The 15,942-nt window shown below is 67.8% G+C and carries 13 protein-coding genes and 2 pseudogenes; 9 read left to right on the forward strand and 6 right to left on the reverse strand.

The features are described from left to right. A pseudogene (locus HPC46_RS26500) lies at positions 1-224 on the reverse strand (hypothetical protein); the annotation flags it as partial. A 135-nt stretch (positions 225-359) separates the two neighbouring features. Between HPC46_RS26500 and HPC46_RS26505 the strand changes: the two are divergent. After that, entirely contained in the window at positions 360-1,193 is an 834-nt protein-coding gene (locus tag HPC46_RS26505; RefSeq protein WP_325096778.1) for a DoxX family protein, read from the forward strand. A 6-nt stretch (positions 1,194-1,199) separates the two neighbouring features. Here HPC46_RS26505 and HPC46_RS26510 read toward each other — a convergent pair whose 3' ends face one another. Continuing rightward, complete coding sequence (locus HPC46_RS26510) at positions 1,200-1,607, reverse strand: PH domain-containing protein (RefSeq protein ID WP_179475170.1); 408 nt, start codon at positions 1,605-1,607, stop codon at positions 1,200-1,202. Positions 1,608-1,873: 266 nt separating this feature from the next. Here HPC46_RS26510 and HPC46_RS26515 point away from each other — a divergent pair, with 266 nt between their 5' ends. Genes HPC46_RS26515 through ilvC form a run of 3 tightly spaced genes read left to right on the forward strand, consistent with a single transcriptional unit; the run spans position 1,874 to position 5,307 of the window. After that, entirely contained in the window at positions 1,874-3,736 is a 1,863-nt protein-coding gene (locus HPC46_RS26515; protein WP_179475171.1) for an acetolactate synthase large subunit, read from the forward strand. Then, positions 3,736-4,245, forward strand: coding sequence for an acetolactate synthase small subunit (gene ilvN / locus HPC46_RS26520; protein ID WP_179475172.1), 510 nt, complete (start codon positions 3,736-3,738; stop codon positions 4,243-4,245). Before HPC46_RS26515 ends, ilvN begins: the two co-directional genes overlap by 1 nt. A 60-nt stretch (positions 4,246-4,305) precedes the next feature. Then, the gene (ilvC, locus tag HPC46_RS26525; RefSeq protein WP_179475200.1) at positions 4,306-5,307 is read left to right on the forward strand and encodes a ketol-acid reductoisomerase; all 1,002 of its coding nucleotides are present in this window, start codon (positions 4,306-4,308) and stop codon (positions 5,305-5,307) included. Between the two features lie 63 nt (positions 5,308-5,370). Here the strand turns inward: ilvC and HPC46_RS26530 are convergent. Both HPC46_RS26530 and HPC46_RS26535 read right to left on the reverse strand, forming a co-directional pair. Next, positions 5,371-6,549, reverse strand: a pseudogene (locus HPC46_RS26530) (PE family protein); the annotation flags it as partial. 486 nt (positions 6,550-7,035) lie between these two features. Continuing rightward, positions 7,036-7,617, reverse strand: a complete 582-nt coding sequence (locus HPC46_RS26535) for an EXPERA domain-containing protein (RefSeq protein ID WP_179475174.1) — start codon at positions 7,615-7,617, stop codon at positions 7,036-7,038. A gap of 164 nt (positions 7,618-7,781) precedes the next feature. On the opposite strand from HPC46_RS26535, the gene HPC46_RS26540 reads away from it, so the two are divergent. Further along, the gene (locus HPC46_RS26540; protein ID WP_179475175.1) at positions 7,782-8,150 is read left to right on the forward strand and encodes a heme-binding protein; all 369 of its coding nucleotides are present in this window, start codon (positions 7,782-7,784) and stop codon (positions 8,148-8,150) included. A 4-nt stretch (positions 8,151-8,154) separates the two neighbouring features. On the opposite strand, the gene HPC46_RS26545 is transcribed toward HPC46_RS26540, so the two are convergent. Next, positions 8,155-9,582, reverse strand: a complete 1,428-nt coding sequence (locus tag HPC46_RS26545) for a phytoene desaturase family protein (protein WP_179475176.1) — start codon at positions 9,580-9,582, stop codon at positions 8,155-8,157. A 65-nt stretch (positions 9,583-9,647) separates the two neighbouring features. Between HPC46_RS26545 and serA the strand changes: the two genes are divergently transcribed. Together serA and HPC46_RS26555 are read left to right on the forward strand one after the other, a co-directional pair. Continuing rightward, complete coding sequence (gene serA / locus HPC46_RS26550) at positions 9,648-11,234, forward strand: phosphoglycerate dehydrogenase (RefSeq protein ID WP_179475177.1); 1,587 nt, start codon at positions 9,648-9,650, stop codon at positions 11,232-11,234. Next, positions 11,231-12,241: a 3-isopropylmalate dehydrogenase gene (locus HPC46_RS26555; protein ID WP_179475178.1), complete on the forward strand. Its 1,011-nt coding sequence runs from the start codon at positions 11,231-11,233 to the stop codon at positions 12,239-12,241. The genes serA and HPC46_RS26555 overlap by 4 nt, the downstream gene beginning before the upstream one ends. On the opposite strand, the gene HPC46_RS26560 is transcribed toward HPC46_RS26555, so the two are convergent. Beyond that, on the reverse strand, positions 12,238-13,425 hold the full coding sequence (locus HPC46_RS26560; protein ID WP_179475179.1) for an MFS transporter: 1,188 nt from the start codon (positions 13,423-13,425) through the stop codon (positions 12,238-12,240). The genes HPC46_RS26555 and HPC46_RS26560 overlap by 4 nt on opposite strands. Positions 13,426-13,601: 176 nt before the next feature. Here HPC46_RS26560 and HPC46_RS26565 point away from each other — a divergent pair, with 176 nt between their 5' ends. Together HPC46_RS26565 and gltX are read left to right on the forward strand one after the other, a co-directional pair. Further along, the gene (locus HPC46_RS26565; protein ID WP_005141731.1) at positions 13,602-14,378 is read left to right on the forward strand and encodes a fumarylacetoacetate hydrolase family protein; all 777 of its coding nucleotides are present in this window, start codon (positions 13,602-13,604) and stop codon (positions 14,376-14,378) included. Further along, positions 14,378-15,868: a glutamate--tRNA ligase gene (gene gltX / locus HPC46_RS26570; protein ID WP_179475180.1), complete on the forward strand. Its 1,491-nt coding sequence runs from the start codon at positions 14,378-14,380 to the stop codon at positions 15,866-15,868. Before HPC46_RS26565 ends, gltX begins: the two co-directional genes overlap by 1 nt. Positions 15,869-15,942 lie beyond the last annotated feature (74 nt).

Below are 15,942 nucleotides of genomic sequence, written 5' to 3' on the forward strand. Positions count from 1 at the left end.
TTTTTTTTAGTGATCACCGCACCCCCCAGGTTCTCCTCAGGGGTATCGTCGCCCGGCTCCGATTTGGTTAAGGGCCAGGGCGCCAGCTGCGGGGCGGTGGTGAACGGCTGCGAGATGTCGTTGTTGAACTTCGCGCAGCCCGCCGACGCTCCGGCAACCCCTGTCACGACCGTCGTCGCACAGAACGCGGCCAGCACCCGACGGACCGACCGGCGTACCTGCATGCCCGCCAGGTTACGGATATCGCGCCGATGTTCGCCACGACGGTCCGTGCGCGGCGCAAAGTCCAGGCAATATTGCCCGCTAGAAGCGCCGCTCAAATCCCCGATTTGCGGCGAACTGCACTTACTCTGACGTTCGTGACGAGTCAAGGCCACGATCCGCACTGGCAGCGCCCGGACGACTCCTCGGTTCGACCGGCGTCGGCCCAGCTAGTCGACCCGGAAGACGATCTGCCCTCGGCCACCTACGGTGGCGATTTCGAGACCACGACAATTCCCCATTACGGCTCGGGACTGCCCGGTTCCACGCCGTCGTCGGGATATGACCTGCTGCACGATCCCGAGCCGTTGCCGTACGTGCAGCCACACATCGATCCGACCCCGTCGCAGGCCTCTCCGATGGAGATCGAGCCCATCGACGCCGAGGAACGCGCCAAGGCTGCCGGCAAGCGGGGCACCCAGGACCTCGGCCTGCTGCTATTGCGGGTGGTCGTCGGCGCGGTGTTCATCGGCCACGGACTGCAGAAGGCCTTCGGCTGGTGGGGTGGGCAGGGCCTGGACGGTTTCAAGACCGCGCTGGCCGACGCCGGCTATCAGCACGCCGGCGTGCTCACCTACGTCGGTGCGGGCGCCCAGATCCTGGTGGGTGTCCTGCTGGTGATCGGGCTGTTCACGCCGCTGGCCGCAGCCGGCGGCGTGGCCTATCTGGTCAACAGCCTGCTGACGATCCTCGCCGCGCAGCGCCAGGACGGCTACCTCGCCGTCTTCGGCCCCGACGGCATCGAATACCTGCTGGTGCTGATCGCTGCGGCCTCGGCGGTCATCCTCGTCGGACCGGGCCGCTACGGATTCGACGGCGGACGCGGCTGGGCCCGTCGTCCGTTCATCGGCTCGTTCGTCGTGCTGCTCCTCGGTATCGGCGGCGGCGTCGCGGCGTGGTTCTTCCTGCACGGCAACAACCCGCTGTCGTAGAGCCAGCTATTCGTAGGGGTTCGGCACCCGTCCGCCGCTGGCCTCGGCCAGCAGCGGCAGCACTGCGAACGTGACTGCCGGGAGCGGCATCTCGGACCCGTCGCGCAGCCGCGCCCGAGCCCACGAGCTGCGGTCGAACCGCAGACCGTCGACCTCATCCCAGCTCACTGTGCGGCTACTCAGCAGCGTGCGCGCGGTCAGCGTGTCCCGGTCGGCGATCGTGCGCAATCGCACGATCGCGTACGACGCGATGATCGGCAGGACCATGAAGATCGCGCCCCAGGTGGGAAACATCGTGATCATCACCAACAGGCAGAGTGCGAGGAAGCCCGAGGCGAAGTGCGCCATCGGCGACATCCGGATCACGAGGGGTTTCGCGGTGGCCGAGGGATCGGGTGCGCGACGGGAGGGCATGGCGCCATCTTCCCACCATCGCCGCGGCCGCTGCCGCGGCCAGGGCGGGATTTGACGCTTGACCTGTGCGGAGGCTACCGTCGCAGGTTATGAAGTCCGGCGGAATGCTCGTAGTAATTGGCCAGCGCGTTGGTGTCGCGCTTGCCCCGACACGGGCATAGCCACACGCACCAGCGCGCAACCCTCGTACAGCCGCCGAGCTGACGGGGGTTTTTTCTTGCCCGAGAGAATGATCAGCAACGAAGACGATGGAAAAGGACCAGACCGTGAGCGCACCCACGACGCGACCACCCGAGCCGACGGCATCCGCGGACAGCGCAGCTGCGGCGCACACCGCCGGTAAGAACGGCGCGACCCCCGCCAAGCGCGTCGCCCCGCAGCAGCTCACGGGCGCCCAGGCGGTAGTCCGCTCGCTGGAGGAACTCGGCGTCGACACCATCTTCGGGATCCCCGGCGGTGCGGTGCTGCCGGTCTACGACCCGTTGTTCGACTCGCAGAAGCTGCGCCACGTTCTGGTCCGCCACGAGCAGGGCGCCGGCCATGCCGCCAGCGGCTATGCGCACGCCACCGGCAAGGTGGGCGTGATGATGGCCACGTCGGGTCCCGGTGCCACCAACCTGGTGACTCCGCTGGCCGATGCGCAGATGGATTCGATCCCGGTGGTCGCCATCACCGGGCAGGTCGGTCGCACCCTGATCGGTACCGACGCCTTCCAGGAAGCGGACATCTCCGGCATCACCATGCCGATCACCAAGCACAATTTCCTGGTGCGTAACGGCGACGACATCGCGCGGGTGATCGCCGAGGCGTTCCACATCGCCTCCACCGGCCGTCCCGGCGCGGTGCTCGTCGACATCCCCAAGGACATCCTGCAGGGCCAGTGCACCTTTGCCTGGCCGCCGCAGATCGATCTGCCCGGCTACAAGCCCAACACCAAGCCGCACAGCCGCCAGATCCGGGCGGCGGCCAAGCTGATCGCCGAGGCGCGCAAGCCGGTGCTCTATGTCGGCGGCGGTGTGATCCGCGGTGAGGCCACCGAGGAGCTGCTGGATCTGGCCGAGCTGACGGGCATCCCGGTGGTCACCACGTTGATGGCGCGCGGCGCCTTCCCGGACAGCCACCCTCAGAACATGGGCATGCCGGGTATGCACGGGACCGTCGCCGCGGTGGCGGCCCTGCAGAAGAGTGATCTGCTGATCGCTCTGGGTGCCCGGTTCGACGACCGGGTGACCGGCAAGCTGGATTCCTTTGCCCCCGAGGCCAAAGTGATCCACGTCGACATCGACCCGGCGGAGATCGGCAAGAACCGCAATGCCGACGTGCCGATCGTCGGCGACGTCAAGCTGGCGATCACTGAGCTCACCGAGTCGTTGCGGAAGACGGGCGGGACGCCGAAGGCCAACCAGGACAACTGGTGGGAGTACCTGTCGGGCATCCGGGCCACCTACCCGTTGAGCTACGACCCGCAGCATGACGGCAGCCTCAGCCCGGAATACGTCATCTCCCAGCTGGGCAAGATCGCCGGGCCGGATGCCATCTACGTGGCCGGCGTCGGTCAGCACCAGATGTGGGCCGCGCAGTTCATCTCCTACGAGAAGCCGCGCACCTGGCTGAATTCCGGCGGTCTTGGCACCATGGGCTTCGCCGTCCCGGCCGCCATGGGCGCCAAGATGGCCCGGCCCGAGGCCGAGGTGTGGGCGATCGATGGTGACGGCTGCTTCCAGATGACCAATCAGGAGTTGGCCACGTGCGCGGTCGAAGGGGTACCCATCAAGGTCGCGCTGATCAACAACGGCAACCTGGGCATGGTGCGCCAATGGCAGACGCTGTTCTACGAAGAGCGATACAGCCAAACCGATCTGGCGACCCACAGCCACCGCATCCCGGACTTCGTCAAGCTGGCCGAGGCTTACGGATGCGTCGGATTGCGTTGCGAGCGTGAGGAAGACGTGATCGACGTGATCAACCAGGCCCGGGCGATCAACGACCGCCCGGTGGTCATCGACTTCATCGTCGGGGCCGACGCCCAGGTGTGGCCGATGGTGGCCGCGGGTTGCGGTAACGACGAGATCATGGCGGCGCGCAACATCCGCCCGCTGTTCGACGACAACGAGGAAGGCCGGGCCTGATGGGAAACACTGTCACCCATACCCTTTCGGTGCTTGTCGAGGACAAGCCCGGTGTGCTGGCGCGTGTCGCCGCGCTGTTTTCCCGGCGCGGCTTCAACATCGAGTCGCTGGCCGTCGGCGCCACCGAGCAGAAGGACATGTCGCGGATGACGATCGTGGTCACCGCCGAGGAGACGCCGCTCGAGCAGATCACCAAGCAGCTCAACAAGCTGATCAACGTGATCAAGATCGTCGAGCAGGACGGCGACAACTTTGTCGCGCGCGAGCTCGCGCTGATCAAGGTTCGCGCCGACGCAGGCACCCGCAGCCAGGTCATCGAGGCGGTGAACCTGTTCCGGGCCAAGGTCATCGACGTCTCGACCGAGTCGCTGACCGTCGAGGCCACCGGCACCCCGGAGAAGCTCGAGGCGCTGCTCCGGGTGCTCGAGCCCTATGGCGTCCGTGAGATCGTGCAGTCCGGCGTGGTGGCGCTGTCGCGCGGTCCCCGCGGGATGACGAACACCAAGTAAAGACCCCACCGAAGTAACCAAAGAAAGGTAAAGGCCACCGTGGCTTCAAATCCCATTGAGATGTTCTATGACGATGATGCCGACCTGTCGATCATTCAAGGTCGCAAGGTCGGGGTGATCGGTTACGGCAGCCAGGGCCACGCCCATTCGCTGAGCCTGCGTGACTCCGGTGTGCAGGTGAAGGTCGGCCTCAAAGAGGGCTCCAAGTCGCGCGAGAAGGTCACCGAGCAGGGCCTCGAGGTCGACACCCCGGCCGAGGTCGCCAAGTGGGCCGACGTCATCATGCTGCTGGCGCCCGACACCGCGCAGGCCGAGATCTTCCGCAACGACATCGAGCCCAACCTCGAAGCCGGCAACGCGCTGTTCTTCGGCCACGGTCTGAACATCCACTTCGGTCTGATCAAGCCGCCCGCCAATGTCACGATCGGCATGGTCGCCCCGAAGGGCCCCGGCCACCTGGTGCGCCGCCAGTTCGTCGACGGCAAGGGTGTGCCCTGCCTGATCGCCGTCGAGCAGGATCCGACCGGCGAGGGTCAGGCGCTCGCGCTGTCCTACGCCAAGGGCATCGGCGGCGCCCGGGCCGGCGTCATCAAGACCACCTTCAAGGACGAGACAGAGACCGACCTCTTCGGTGAGCAGGCCGTGTTGTGCGGTGGCACAGAGGAACTCGTCAAGACCGGCTTCGACGTCATGGTCGAGGCGGGCTACGCCCCCGAGCTGGCCTACTTCGAGGTGCTGCACGAGCTCAAGCTGATCGTCGACCTGATGTACGAGGGCGGCATCGCGCGGATGAACTACTCGGTGTCCGACACCGCCGAGTTCGGTGGCTACCTGTCCGGCCCGCGGGTCATCGATGCCGACACCAAGAAGCGGATGAAGGACATCCTCTCCGACATCCAGGACGGCACCTTCGTCAAGCGCCTGGTCGCCAACGTCGAGGGCGGCAACAAGGAGCTCGAGGGCCTGCGCAAGAAGAACGCCGAGCACCCGATCGAGGTCACCGGCAAGAAGCTGCGCGACCTGATGAGCTGGGTCGATCGGCCGATCACCGAAACCGCTTAGCCCACACGGATTTCGGCGCGGTTTCGAGCGCTGCTCGCTCGAAACCGCGCCGAAGTCGGTGGTTCAAGCGGGTCCGCCCGTTCCGCCGGTTCCGCCGGCCCCGCCTGAGGTTCCATTGGCAGGTCCGCCGGTTCCACCGGGGCCCCCTGCACCGCCAGAGCTCGCACCGCCGTCGCCACCGAGTCCGCCCGTTCCTCCAGCGGTTCCACCGTCGCCGCCGGTTCCGCCGGTTCCGCCGATCCCGCCGGTCCCATTCGTTCCGTTGTTCCCGCCGGTACCCCCGTAGCCGCCTTCGCCACCGCGGCCACCGACACCCCCGGTGGTGAGGCCGGTGGCGCCGTGCCCACCAGCGCCACCAGTTCCACCGGTTCCACCGTCGCCGTTCTCACCGCCGGTGCCCCCGGTGCCGCCGGTGCCGCCAATGCCGCCGCGACCGCCGACAGGCGTGTCAGGAAAGCCTTGGCCCCCTTGACCGCCGTCGCCCCCACGACCGCCGTCACCGTTTGTGCCGCCGGTTCCGCCGGTGCCGCCCGCTCCGCCGCGACCGCCGGTGGCGCCGATGGTGACCGTGGCGTCCAGCGTGAGACCGGTGCCGCCGGTGCCGCCCTGGCCCCCTTCACCACCGTTGCCGGTGACACTTCCGCCGTCGCCGCCTCTGCCGCCGGCTCCGCCCGTCCCGCTTGAAACACCGGTCGGGCTCGGTATTCCATCGCCGCCGCGGCCCCCGGTGCCCCCGTTGCCGCCGGTGCCGCCGCCGGCGCCGCCGTCTCCTCCGGTACCGCTACCGAAGCCGCCCTCGCCGCCGGTGCCGCCGTCACCATCGGTCCCGTCGGCGCCGGGGCTGCCGACGAGTCCGCTGTGTCCGCCGGTGCCGCGGGTTCCCCCGGTGCCTCCGGTTCCGCCTCTGGCGCCGAGATCACCTCCGTAGCCGCCGGTTCCGCCGCTGCCGCCGACCCCGCCGCGCCCGCCGGTTCCGACCAACGCGCCGCCGTCGCCGCCGTCGCCCCCATCGCCGCCTTGGCCGCCGGTGCCTCCGTTGCCGTTTACGGGGGCAACACCACCGGTGAGACCGGCGCCGCCCGCTCCGCCGGCGCCGCCGTTGCCGATGACCCGACCACCGTTGCCGCCGTCACCGCCATCTTGGCCGGCCGCCCCGTCAGCCCCGTTGCCGCCATTGCCGATAAGCCATCCGCCATTCCGGCCGTCGGCTCCCGGTACGGCGCCGTCAGCCCCGTTGCCGACCGCGCCCAATGTGACGATCAGTAGCAGGCTGTTGAGCGGGTCGCTTCCGGTGGCGGCGGCCAGCGCCAGGGGCGTCGGCGTGCCTAGGGTGAAGGTCGACGTGTCCGCCGCGGGGAGATCCGCGGGAGCGGTGCACGGCAGCAACGGTCCGCACAGATCGGACTCGCCGGAGGTCAGTCGTATTTGGAAATGTGCGGATTGAATGCGCGTATCGTCCACCGCCGGAACCGTCTGCGTCACCAGCGCCAAGGCGGTTCCGGCTGCGGTTAATGCGCATGTCGCGATGCGTATCGTCATGAAATTGGCCCCCCGGCTCGGTGTCACAGGGTCTGCCTGCGACGTACGCTGAGCCTTGCATCGGGCTGAACGCGGAGGTTCAGTAGTCGGCTACGCAAAAACCCCGCGGGAGCACTCAATTGGTGTTGGACGGCGGTCGTCGCGTCCGATGCGGTCGTCCTCTCGCGACCATCGCAATACTCGGTGGCTTCAGTTTCGAGGTGTCACGACACGCGTGAACGGGTGGGCTCGCCACATCCGGGCGGTCAGCAGGATCGGCACGATGATGTAGGGCAGGTTGTACGCAAGCGCCTTGGGCACGTTGGTGAACGTGTAGTCGTAGGCCGCGTTGCAGACCGCCTGGAAAAGCGGTGCGTCCCCGGCGAATCCGACCATCACCACGATGAAGGTCGTCTGCACGACCATGCCCGTGTAGATGAAGGACGGCTTGCGGATCCACTCCCGTCCCCGGATGAAGCAGTAGACGAGCAGCACGTAGAACGTTCCGAAGACGAGGGCGGACACGCTGGCGCCGACCTGGAGGAAGCGCGGGTTGGCGATCAGCAGCGGGTCGGTGCCGCCGGCGTAGACGTGATACACGACGCGAGCGAGGAAGAAGTCGGAGTCCGGGTCGGGCCGGGCCACCATGTTGACGATGTCGCCGGTGAACGAGGACCCGATGAACATGGTGAACACGACGATGAAGAACCAGTCGTAGCGACGCTCGCGCAGCGGGATCGGACGGCGCGGAACGCCCGACTCGGTGGTGGTTGCGGCCGGGGAGATAGTCATGGCCGCTGATGCTAGGAGCCTTCCGACACCCGGGAACGCACATTCCCGAAATTACAACAGTAAGGGCCTCTGTATTGGTGGGGATGAGTTCACCCGCCGACGGGGTACTCCGCCGTGTGACACGCTTCTCGGTGATTCACATCGACGGCAGAAGGAGATCAGCGATGACGTTCAGAGGTACCGCGCTTGGCGCACTGTTCACCTGCGCACTCGGCACCGCGGCCGCCGTCGCGATGCCGACCGCGACCGCCGCGCCCTGCAGCGCCAGCGGCCTGGCCACCACCTCCAGCGGGGTCTTGGCTGCCGCCGGCGGCTACCTCGCCGACCATCCCGGAGCCGACGACGTGCTGACCGCCGCGGCCAATCAGTCGCCCGAGGATGCGAAGGCTTCGGTGCGGTCGTACTTCATCGGGCACCCGGGGGAGCTGATTGATCTACAGAACATCGCCGGACCGCTGCGCGACCTGCGTAACCAGTGTGGAGTGTCGGTCTCCCCGAGCCAGTTGGCACTGCTGTTCGAGCAGGTGTCGTAGCGGCTTACGGCGCCAGCGACGGTAGCGGCAGACCGAATTCCCGCTTGAGAACCGTCCGCGCGGCGTAGTAGCCGGCCATCCCGTGCACGCCGGTGCCCGGCGGGGTGGCCGAGGAGCACAAGTAGGCCTTGGGGATCGGCGTGGTCCACGGATTCCAGCGCAGGGTGGGGCCCACCATCGCGGCGAACAGCGTGGCGCCGCCGACGATGATGTCCCCGCCGACGTAGTTGGCGTTATAGGCCGACATCTGCGCCGCGGTCACGCACCGCGATGCCAACACCAGGTCGCGGAACCCGGGGGCGGCCTTCTCGAACAGACCGATAATGGTGTCGGTCAGGTCTTCGGTCGAGTGGGCCGGGACATGGGCGTAGGTCCACAAGGGCCGCCGCCCCGCGGCGTCGATGCGTGACGGATCGGACACGTGTGGAAGCGCCGCCAGCGTCATCGGCCAATCGGCGTGCCTGCCCGAGGCGATCTCTTTCTCCGAGTACGCCATCTGGGCTCGGGTGCCACCCATGTGGACGGTGGGCGAGGCGGCGACTCTTGGGTCGCGCCACGGAATCTCGCCGGAGAGGACAAAATCCACCTTGCAGACGCCCGGGCCAAACCTATAGCGCCGCAATGACTTTGCGTACCGATCCGGTACTGCGGCGCCGTAGATGTCGAGCAGGGCGGTCGGCGCGGTGTCGTAGATCGCCACACCCGGGGGAGGGGAGGTCACCGGCTCGCCGACCACCAGCTCGCCGCCGTGGGCCACCAGATCGGCGAGCAGGGCGTCGACGATCACCTGGCTGCCGCCGACCGGCACCGGCCAGCCCGCGGTGTGCGCCACGGTGCCCAGCATGATGCCCGCTCCGCTGTTGACCGGCGAGGGCATCGGTGAAATGGCATGTGTGCCAACACCGGTGAACAACGCACGGGCGTCGTCGCCGCGCAGCACGCCCCACACCGGGCTGCCCTGGGCCAGCACCCGGATCCCGGACCGCACCGTGGTGATCAGGTCGGGTGGCAATGATCGCTTGTCGCCCAGAAAGAAGCCGAGGACGCCGTCGGGATGATCCGCCAACGGGCCGAACAAGCTGCGCCACGAACTGCCGTGCTCGAGTTCGGCACACGTGCGCTCCAGCGAGTGGTAGGCGATCGCGGCGGGCCGGCCGGGCAAGGGGTTGGCGTAGGAGATCTCCGGCACCGCCAACTGCACCCCGCGCGCGGCGAGATCGAACTCGGCGAAGAACGGCGAGGCGATCGCCAGCGGGTGCACCGCCGAGCAGACGTCGTGGCGGATATCGGGGAACTCCGGGTCCGCTGCCGTACGGGCGCCGCCGCCGAATGTCGGCTGGCCCTCCACGACGCGCACCTTCAACCCAGCTCGGGCGCAGATGACAGCAGCCGCCAACCCGTTGGGACCACTGCCGACGACGGTCACGTCCACTCAACAAGTAGACCGCACCCCGGCCGCTGGTCGTGCACCGGCCGACAACCACTAGGCTGACCGGCGTGAATCTGCCCGTTGTACTGATCGCAGACAAGCTTGCCGAATCGACCGTCGCCGCGCTGGGCGACCAGGTCGAAGTCCGCTGGGTCGACGGCCCCGACCGGCCGAAACTGCTGGCCGCCGTCGCCGACGCCGACGCCCTGCTGGTGCGCTCGGCCACCACGGTAGACGCCGAAGTGATCGCCGCCGCGCCCAAGCTGAAGATCGTCGCCCGCGCGGGGGTCGGCCTGGACAACGTCGACGTCGATGCTGCTACCGCGGCGGGGGTGCTCGTCGTCAATGCGCCCACGTCGAATATCCACAGCGCCGCCGAGCATGCGCTGGCCCTGATGCTGTCGGCCGCGCGGCAGATCCCCGCCGCCGATGCGACCCTGCGCGAGCACACCTGGAAGCGTTCGTCGTTCTCGGGTACCGAGATCTTCGGCAAGACCGTCGGCGTGGTGGGCCTTGGCCGGATCGGGCAGCTGGTGGCCGCGCGGCTGGCCGCGTTCGGCACTCACGTCGTCGCCTACGACCCCTATGTGCCGGCCGCGCGTGCCGCTCAGCTGGGCATCGAACTGCTGCCGCTCGACGAGCTGCTGGGCCGTGCCGACTTCATCTCCGTGCACCTGCCCAAGACCCCGGAGACCGCCGGTCTGCTCGGCAAGGAAGCGCTCGCCAAGACCAAGCCCGGCGTGATCATCGTCAACGCCGCCCGCGGTGGGCTGATCGACGAGCAGGCGCTGGCCGACGCGATCACCAGTGGCCATGTCGCCGCCGCGGGACTCGACGTGTTCAGCACCGAACCGTGCACCGACAGCCCGCTGTTCGACCTGCCGCAGGTTGTCGTCACGCCCCACCTCGGTGCCTCTACCGCCGAGGCCCAGGATCGGGCCGGGACCGATGTGGCGGCGAGTGTGAAACTCGCGCTGGCCGGCGAATTCGTGCCGGACGCGGTCAATGTCGGCGGCGGTGCGGTCAGCGAAGAAGTGGCGCCGTGGCTGGACCTGGCGCGCAAGCTGGGGCTGCTCGTCGGTGTGTTGTCCACCGGTGCCGCCTCGAATCTTTCAGTACGGGTGTCCGGCGAGCTGGCATCGGAAGACGTTGAGGTGCTGAAGCTTTCAGCGCTGCGCGGCTTCTTCTCGACGGTGACCGATCAGCAGGTGACGTTCGTCAACGCGCCGAACCTGGCTGCCGAACGCGGTCTGCAGAGCGAGTTGAGCACCGTCAGCGAGAGCCCCAACCACCGCAGCCTCGTCGACGTGCGGGTGGTCGGCCCCGACGGCTCGGCCACCAATGTGTCCGGGACGCTATCCGGGCCGCAGCAGGTGGAGAAGGTCGTCCAGATCAACGGCCGCAACTTCGATCTGCGCGCCGAAGGTGTGAACCTGGTGCTGCATTACTCGGATCAGCCTGGGGCGCTTGGCAAGATCGGCACTCTGCTCGGCAATGCCGACGTGAACATCCTGGCGGCTCAGCTGAGCCAGGACACCAGCGGCAAGGCCGCAACCCTCATGCTGCGGTTGGACCGGGACGTCTCCGAGGACGTTCGGTCGGCAATCCGCGCGGACGTCGGCGCGACGACGCTGGAAGTGGTGGACCTGTCATGAAATTGGCGGTAATCGCGGGCGACGGGATCGGCCCGGAGGTCATCGACCAAGCGCTGCAGGTGCTCGACGCGGTGCTGCCCAATGTGGAGCGCACCGAATATGACCTGGGTGCGCGGCGCTACCACGCGACCGGTGAGCTGCTCACCGCCGAGACCATCGAGGAGCTGAAGGGGTACGACGCCATCCTGCTCGGCGCGATCGGCGATCCGTCGGTGCCCAGCGGTGTGCTCGAGCGCGGGCTGCTGCTCAAGCTCCGCTTTGCCTTGGACCATCACGTCAACCTGCGGCCGGGCCGGCTGTATCCCGGTGTCAGCAGCCCGCTTTCCGGGGTGACGAACATCGATTTCGTCGTCGTCCGCGAGGGCACGGAGGGTCCCTACACCGGCAACGGTGGCGCGTTGCGGGTCGGCACCCCGCATGAGGTGGCCACCGAGGTCAGTGTGAACACCGCGTTCGGTGTGGAGCGGGTGGTGCGTGACGCGTTCGCCCGTGCTCAGGCACGGCGCAAGCACCTGACCCTCGTCCACAAGACCAACGTGCTGACCTTCGCGGGCAGCCTGTGGTCGCGGGTGGTCGCCGAGGTGGGCGCCGAGTACCCGGACGTCGAGGTCGCCTATCAGCACATCGATGCGGCCACCATCCACATGGTCACCGATCCGGGTCGGTTCGACGTCATCGTCACCGACAACCTGTTCGGCGACATCATCACCGACCTGGCCGCGGCGGTGTGCGGCGGGATCGGGCTGGCCGCCAGCGGCAATATCGATGCCACCCGGACCAATCCGTCGATGTTCGAACCCGTCCACGGCAGTGCGCCCGACATCGCCGGGCAGGGCATCGCCGACCCGACGGCCGCGGTGATGTCGGTGGCATTGTTGCTTCGCCACATCGGGGAGGACACGGCGGCCGCCCGCGTCGACGACGCCGTCGGTGCCCATCTGGCCAGCCGTGGCGACGCGACCTACTCGACCCGCGAGGTCGGCGAGCGCATCCGCGCCGCGCTTTAGTCCTTCCGGGGCTGATCGGTCGGCACCAAAGGCAGTGCCACCACCGGGAACAGCGCGCACACGGCGAATGCCGCCGGGTATCCCAGCACGCCGATCAGTGCGCCGAACAACGGCGGGGTGAGACCGGCGGCCAGCAGTTGGCTGGTGTTCTGAGTGCCCAGTGCGCGCCCGCTCCAGAACGGTCCGGCGATCTCGGCGATCGCGGTGAACGCCAACCCGTTGTCGACGACGGTGATCACCGAGGCGACGACCATCACGGCGATGCTCAGCGGCGAGTGCAGCGCGTCGGTCAGCGCCAGCAGCGCCATCGACGCCGCCGCAGCGGCCGCGATCATCCTGATCGGACGCAGCCGCGAGCCCATCCAGTCCGACCAGCGGCCGGCGGCGATGCGGCCCAGCGCTCCGAGTACCTGTGCGGCCATCACCAGCACGCCCGCGGATTCCGCCGACCAGCCTCGGTCGGCGATCAGCCACACCAGGGTGAACGTCCACACCACACACTGCGGCACGACCAGCAGCACCGATACCGCGTGGATGCGCCACAGGACGGCGGATCCCCGATACGGGTTGGCCAGGTGCTCGGCCGGCGCCTCGGCGCGCGGCGGTCGAGGCGGATCGACCACGACGACGGCGCACACCAGCGCTGCCACCCCGCACACGATCGCCGGGAACAACAGCGCCAGCCCGATTCCGTGCGACTGGGCCAGGCGGGGAATGACCAACGCGCCGACGGCCACTCCCAGCGGCTGGGCGGTTTGGCGAATGCCCATCACCAGTCCGCGCTGATGGGGCGGGAACCACCCGACGACCAGCCGCCCGCTGGCCGAATTGCTGCTGGCCGCCGCCATTCCGCCGAGAAACAGGAAGAGGCTCACCAGGAGCAGCGAGTGCGATGCCGCCGCTGCCAGCGCCGCCGCGGCGGTCAACGCCGAGCCGACGCTCAGCACGAAGCGCTCGCCGACGCGGTCCACCACGTAACCCCACAGGATCAGCGTCAGCACCATGCCGAAGCTCGGCATCGCCGACACCAGGCCCGCCTGGGCCAGGTCGAGGCCCATCGTGGCGTGCAGTGTGGGGATGAGGAAGGCGGCGCCGTTGATGAAGACGTTGGCGGACAACGTCGCAAACAAGGCGATCGCGAGCATCATCCAACGCCGCACGGTGCTGATCGTGTCGACGGGCATGGAGCCATGATTCCACGCGTGTCTCACGATGCTGAACACTTATCTCGCATCATGAGAAACCGCTCTGGGTGAGCGTTGGCGCAGAGCACGTGCGAGTGGTGCCGAACGTGGCTGCTCACTCAACGCCCGATCGGGGCCTTTCGTCGCAGCGTGGGCGCCCCACTAGGCTGTGAGGAATGCGCCTCGGTCGAATCGCCAGCCCCGACGGGGTCGCCTTCGTCAGCATCGAAGGGGACTCGGGCAGTGACATCGTTCGTGAGATAGCCGAGCATCCATTCGGCACGCCGACCTTCACCGGCCGCACCTGGCCGTTGGCTGACGTGCGCCTGCTGGCGCCGATCCTGGCCAGCAAGGTGGTGTGCATGGGAAAGAACTATGCCGCCCACATCGAGGAGATGGGCGGGGAGGCGCCGGAGGATCCGGTCATCTTCCTCAAGCCCAACACCGCGATCATCGGCCCGGGCGTGCCAATCCAATTGCCCGCCAATGCTTCACCGGTCCATCACGAGGGTGAGCTTGCTGTCGTGATCGGCCGTCCGTGCAAAGACGTGCCGGCCGCGCGCGCCGCCGAGAACATCCTGGGATACACCATCGCCAACGATGTGTCGGCGCGTGACCAGCAGAAGGCCGACGGGCAGTGGATGCGCGCGAAAGGTCACGACACCTTCTGCCCGACGGGCCCGTGGATCGTTACCGATCTCGACCCGTCCGACCTGGAGATCCGCACCGAGGTCAACGGCGAGGTGCGCCAACTGAGCCGGACCTCGCTGATGATTCACGACATCGGGGCCATCATCGAGTGGATCTCCGCGGTCATGACCCTGCTGCCGGGCGATCTCATCCTCACCGGCACACCGGAAGGTGTCGGGCCGATCGAGAACGGTGACACCGTCAGCGTCAGTATCGAGGGAATCGGTACGTTGACCAATCCCGTGATCCGGAAGGGTGTTTGATGACCGCGGCCACCAACGACGCAGTGCGCGTGCGGTTCTGTCCGTCGCCGACCGGCATCCCGCATGTCGGTATGGTGCGCACCGCATTGTTCAACTGGGCCTACGCCCGCCACACCGGCGGCACGTTCGTGTTTCGTATCGAGGACACCGACGCCGCGCGCGACTCCGAGGAAAGCTATTCCGCACTGCTCGACGCGTTGCGCTGGCTGGGTCTGAACTGGGACGAGGGACCGGAGGTCGGTGGCCCGCATGGGCCGTACCGGCAGTCGCTGCGCACCGAACTCTATCGCGATGTGCTGGACCGACTGCTGGAGTCCGGGGCGGCCTACCTGGCGTACTCGACCCCCGAGGAAGTGGAGGCGCGCCATCTCGCCGCCGGGCGCAATCCCAAACTGGGCTATGACAATTACGACCGGGACCTGACCGACGCGCAGCGCGCCGCTTTTTCGGCCGAGGGCCGCAACGCGGTGGTGCGGCTCCGGATGCCCGACGAGGACATCAGCTGGCACGACCTGGTCCGCGGCACAACGACTTTCGCCGCCGGAACTGTTCCCGACTTCGCGCTGACCCGCGGAACCGGAGAACCCTTGTACACCTTGGTCAATCCCGTCGACGACGCACTGATGAAGATCACCCACGTGCTGCGCGGTGAGGACCTGCTGTCATCCACGCCTCGCCAGATCGCGTTGTACCAGGCGCTCATTCGCATCGGTGTGGCCGACCGGGTACCCGAATTCGCGCACCTGCCACCGGTTCTGGGGGAGGGCACCAAGAAGCTGTCCAAACGTGACCCGGAGTCCAACCTCTTCCTGCACCGCGAGCGGGGCTTCATTCCGGAGGGTCTGCTCAACTATCTGGCGCTGCTCGGCTGGGGCATCGCCGAGGACCACGACATCTTCAGCCTCGACGAGATGGTCGCCGCCTTCGACGTCGTCGACGTCAATTCCAACCCGGCGCGCTTCGACCAGAAGAAGGCCGACGCGATCAACGCCGAGCACATCCGCCGGCTGGACGAGGCCGAGTTCGCCAAGCGATTGCGGGCCTACTTCGAGGCCCACGGCCACGACACCACGCTCGACGAAGCGGGTTTCGCCGTCGCCGCGCAGCTGACTCAGACCCGCATCGTGGTGCTGTCCGACGGCTGGGAGCTGCTGAAGTTCTTCAATGACGATGCCTACGAGCTGGATCCGAAGGCCGCCGCCAAGGAGCTCGGCCCCGATGCGGTGCCGGTGCTCGACGCGGCGATCAGCGCGCTAGCCGGGGTGACCGACTGGACGACGCCGGCCATCGAGGACGCGCTGAAGGTCGCGCTGCTGGAGCGGCTCGAGCTCAAGCCGCGCAAGGCGTTCGGTCCGATCCGGGTGGCCGCGACAGGTGCGACGATCAGCCCGCCGCTTTTCGAGTCGCTGGAACTGCTCGGTCGTGACCGCAGCCTGCAGCGACTGCGGGCGGCGCGCGATCGTGCCGGGGTGGTGGAAAAAGACGGCTGAAATATTTGATAGTCTGCTCGTCGGCCCGCAACCAACGGCACCGGCCTTCACTCCCTCGCGAGGATGGGATAAAG

It is taken from the genome of Mycolicibacterium vinylchloridicum (genome assembly GCF_013404075.1).
GTDB classification, from domain to species: Bacteria; Actinomycetota; Actinomycetes; order Mycobacteriales; family Mycobacteriaceae; genus Mycobacterium; species Mycobacterium vinylchloridicum.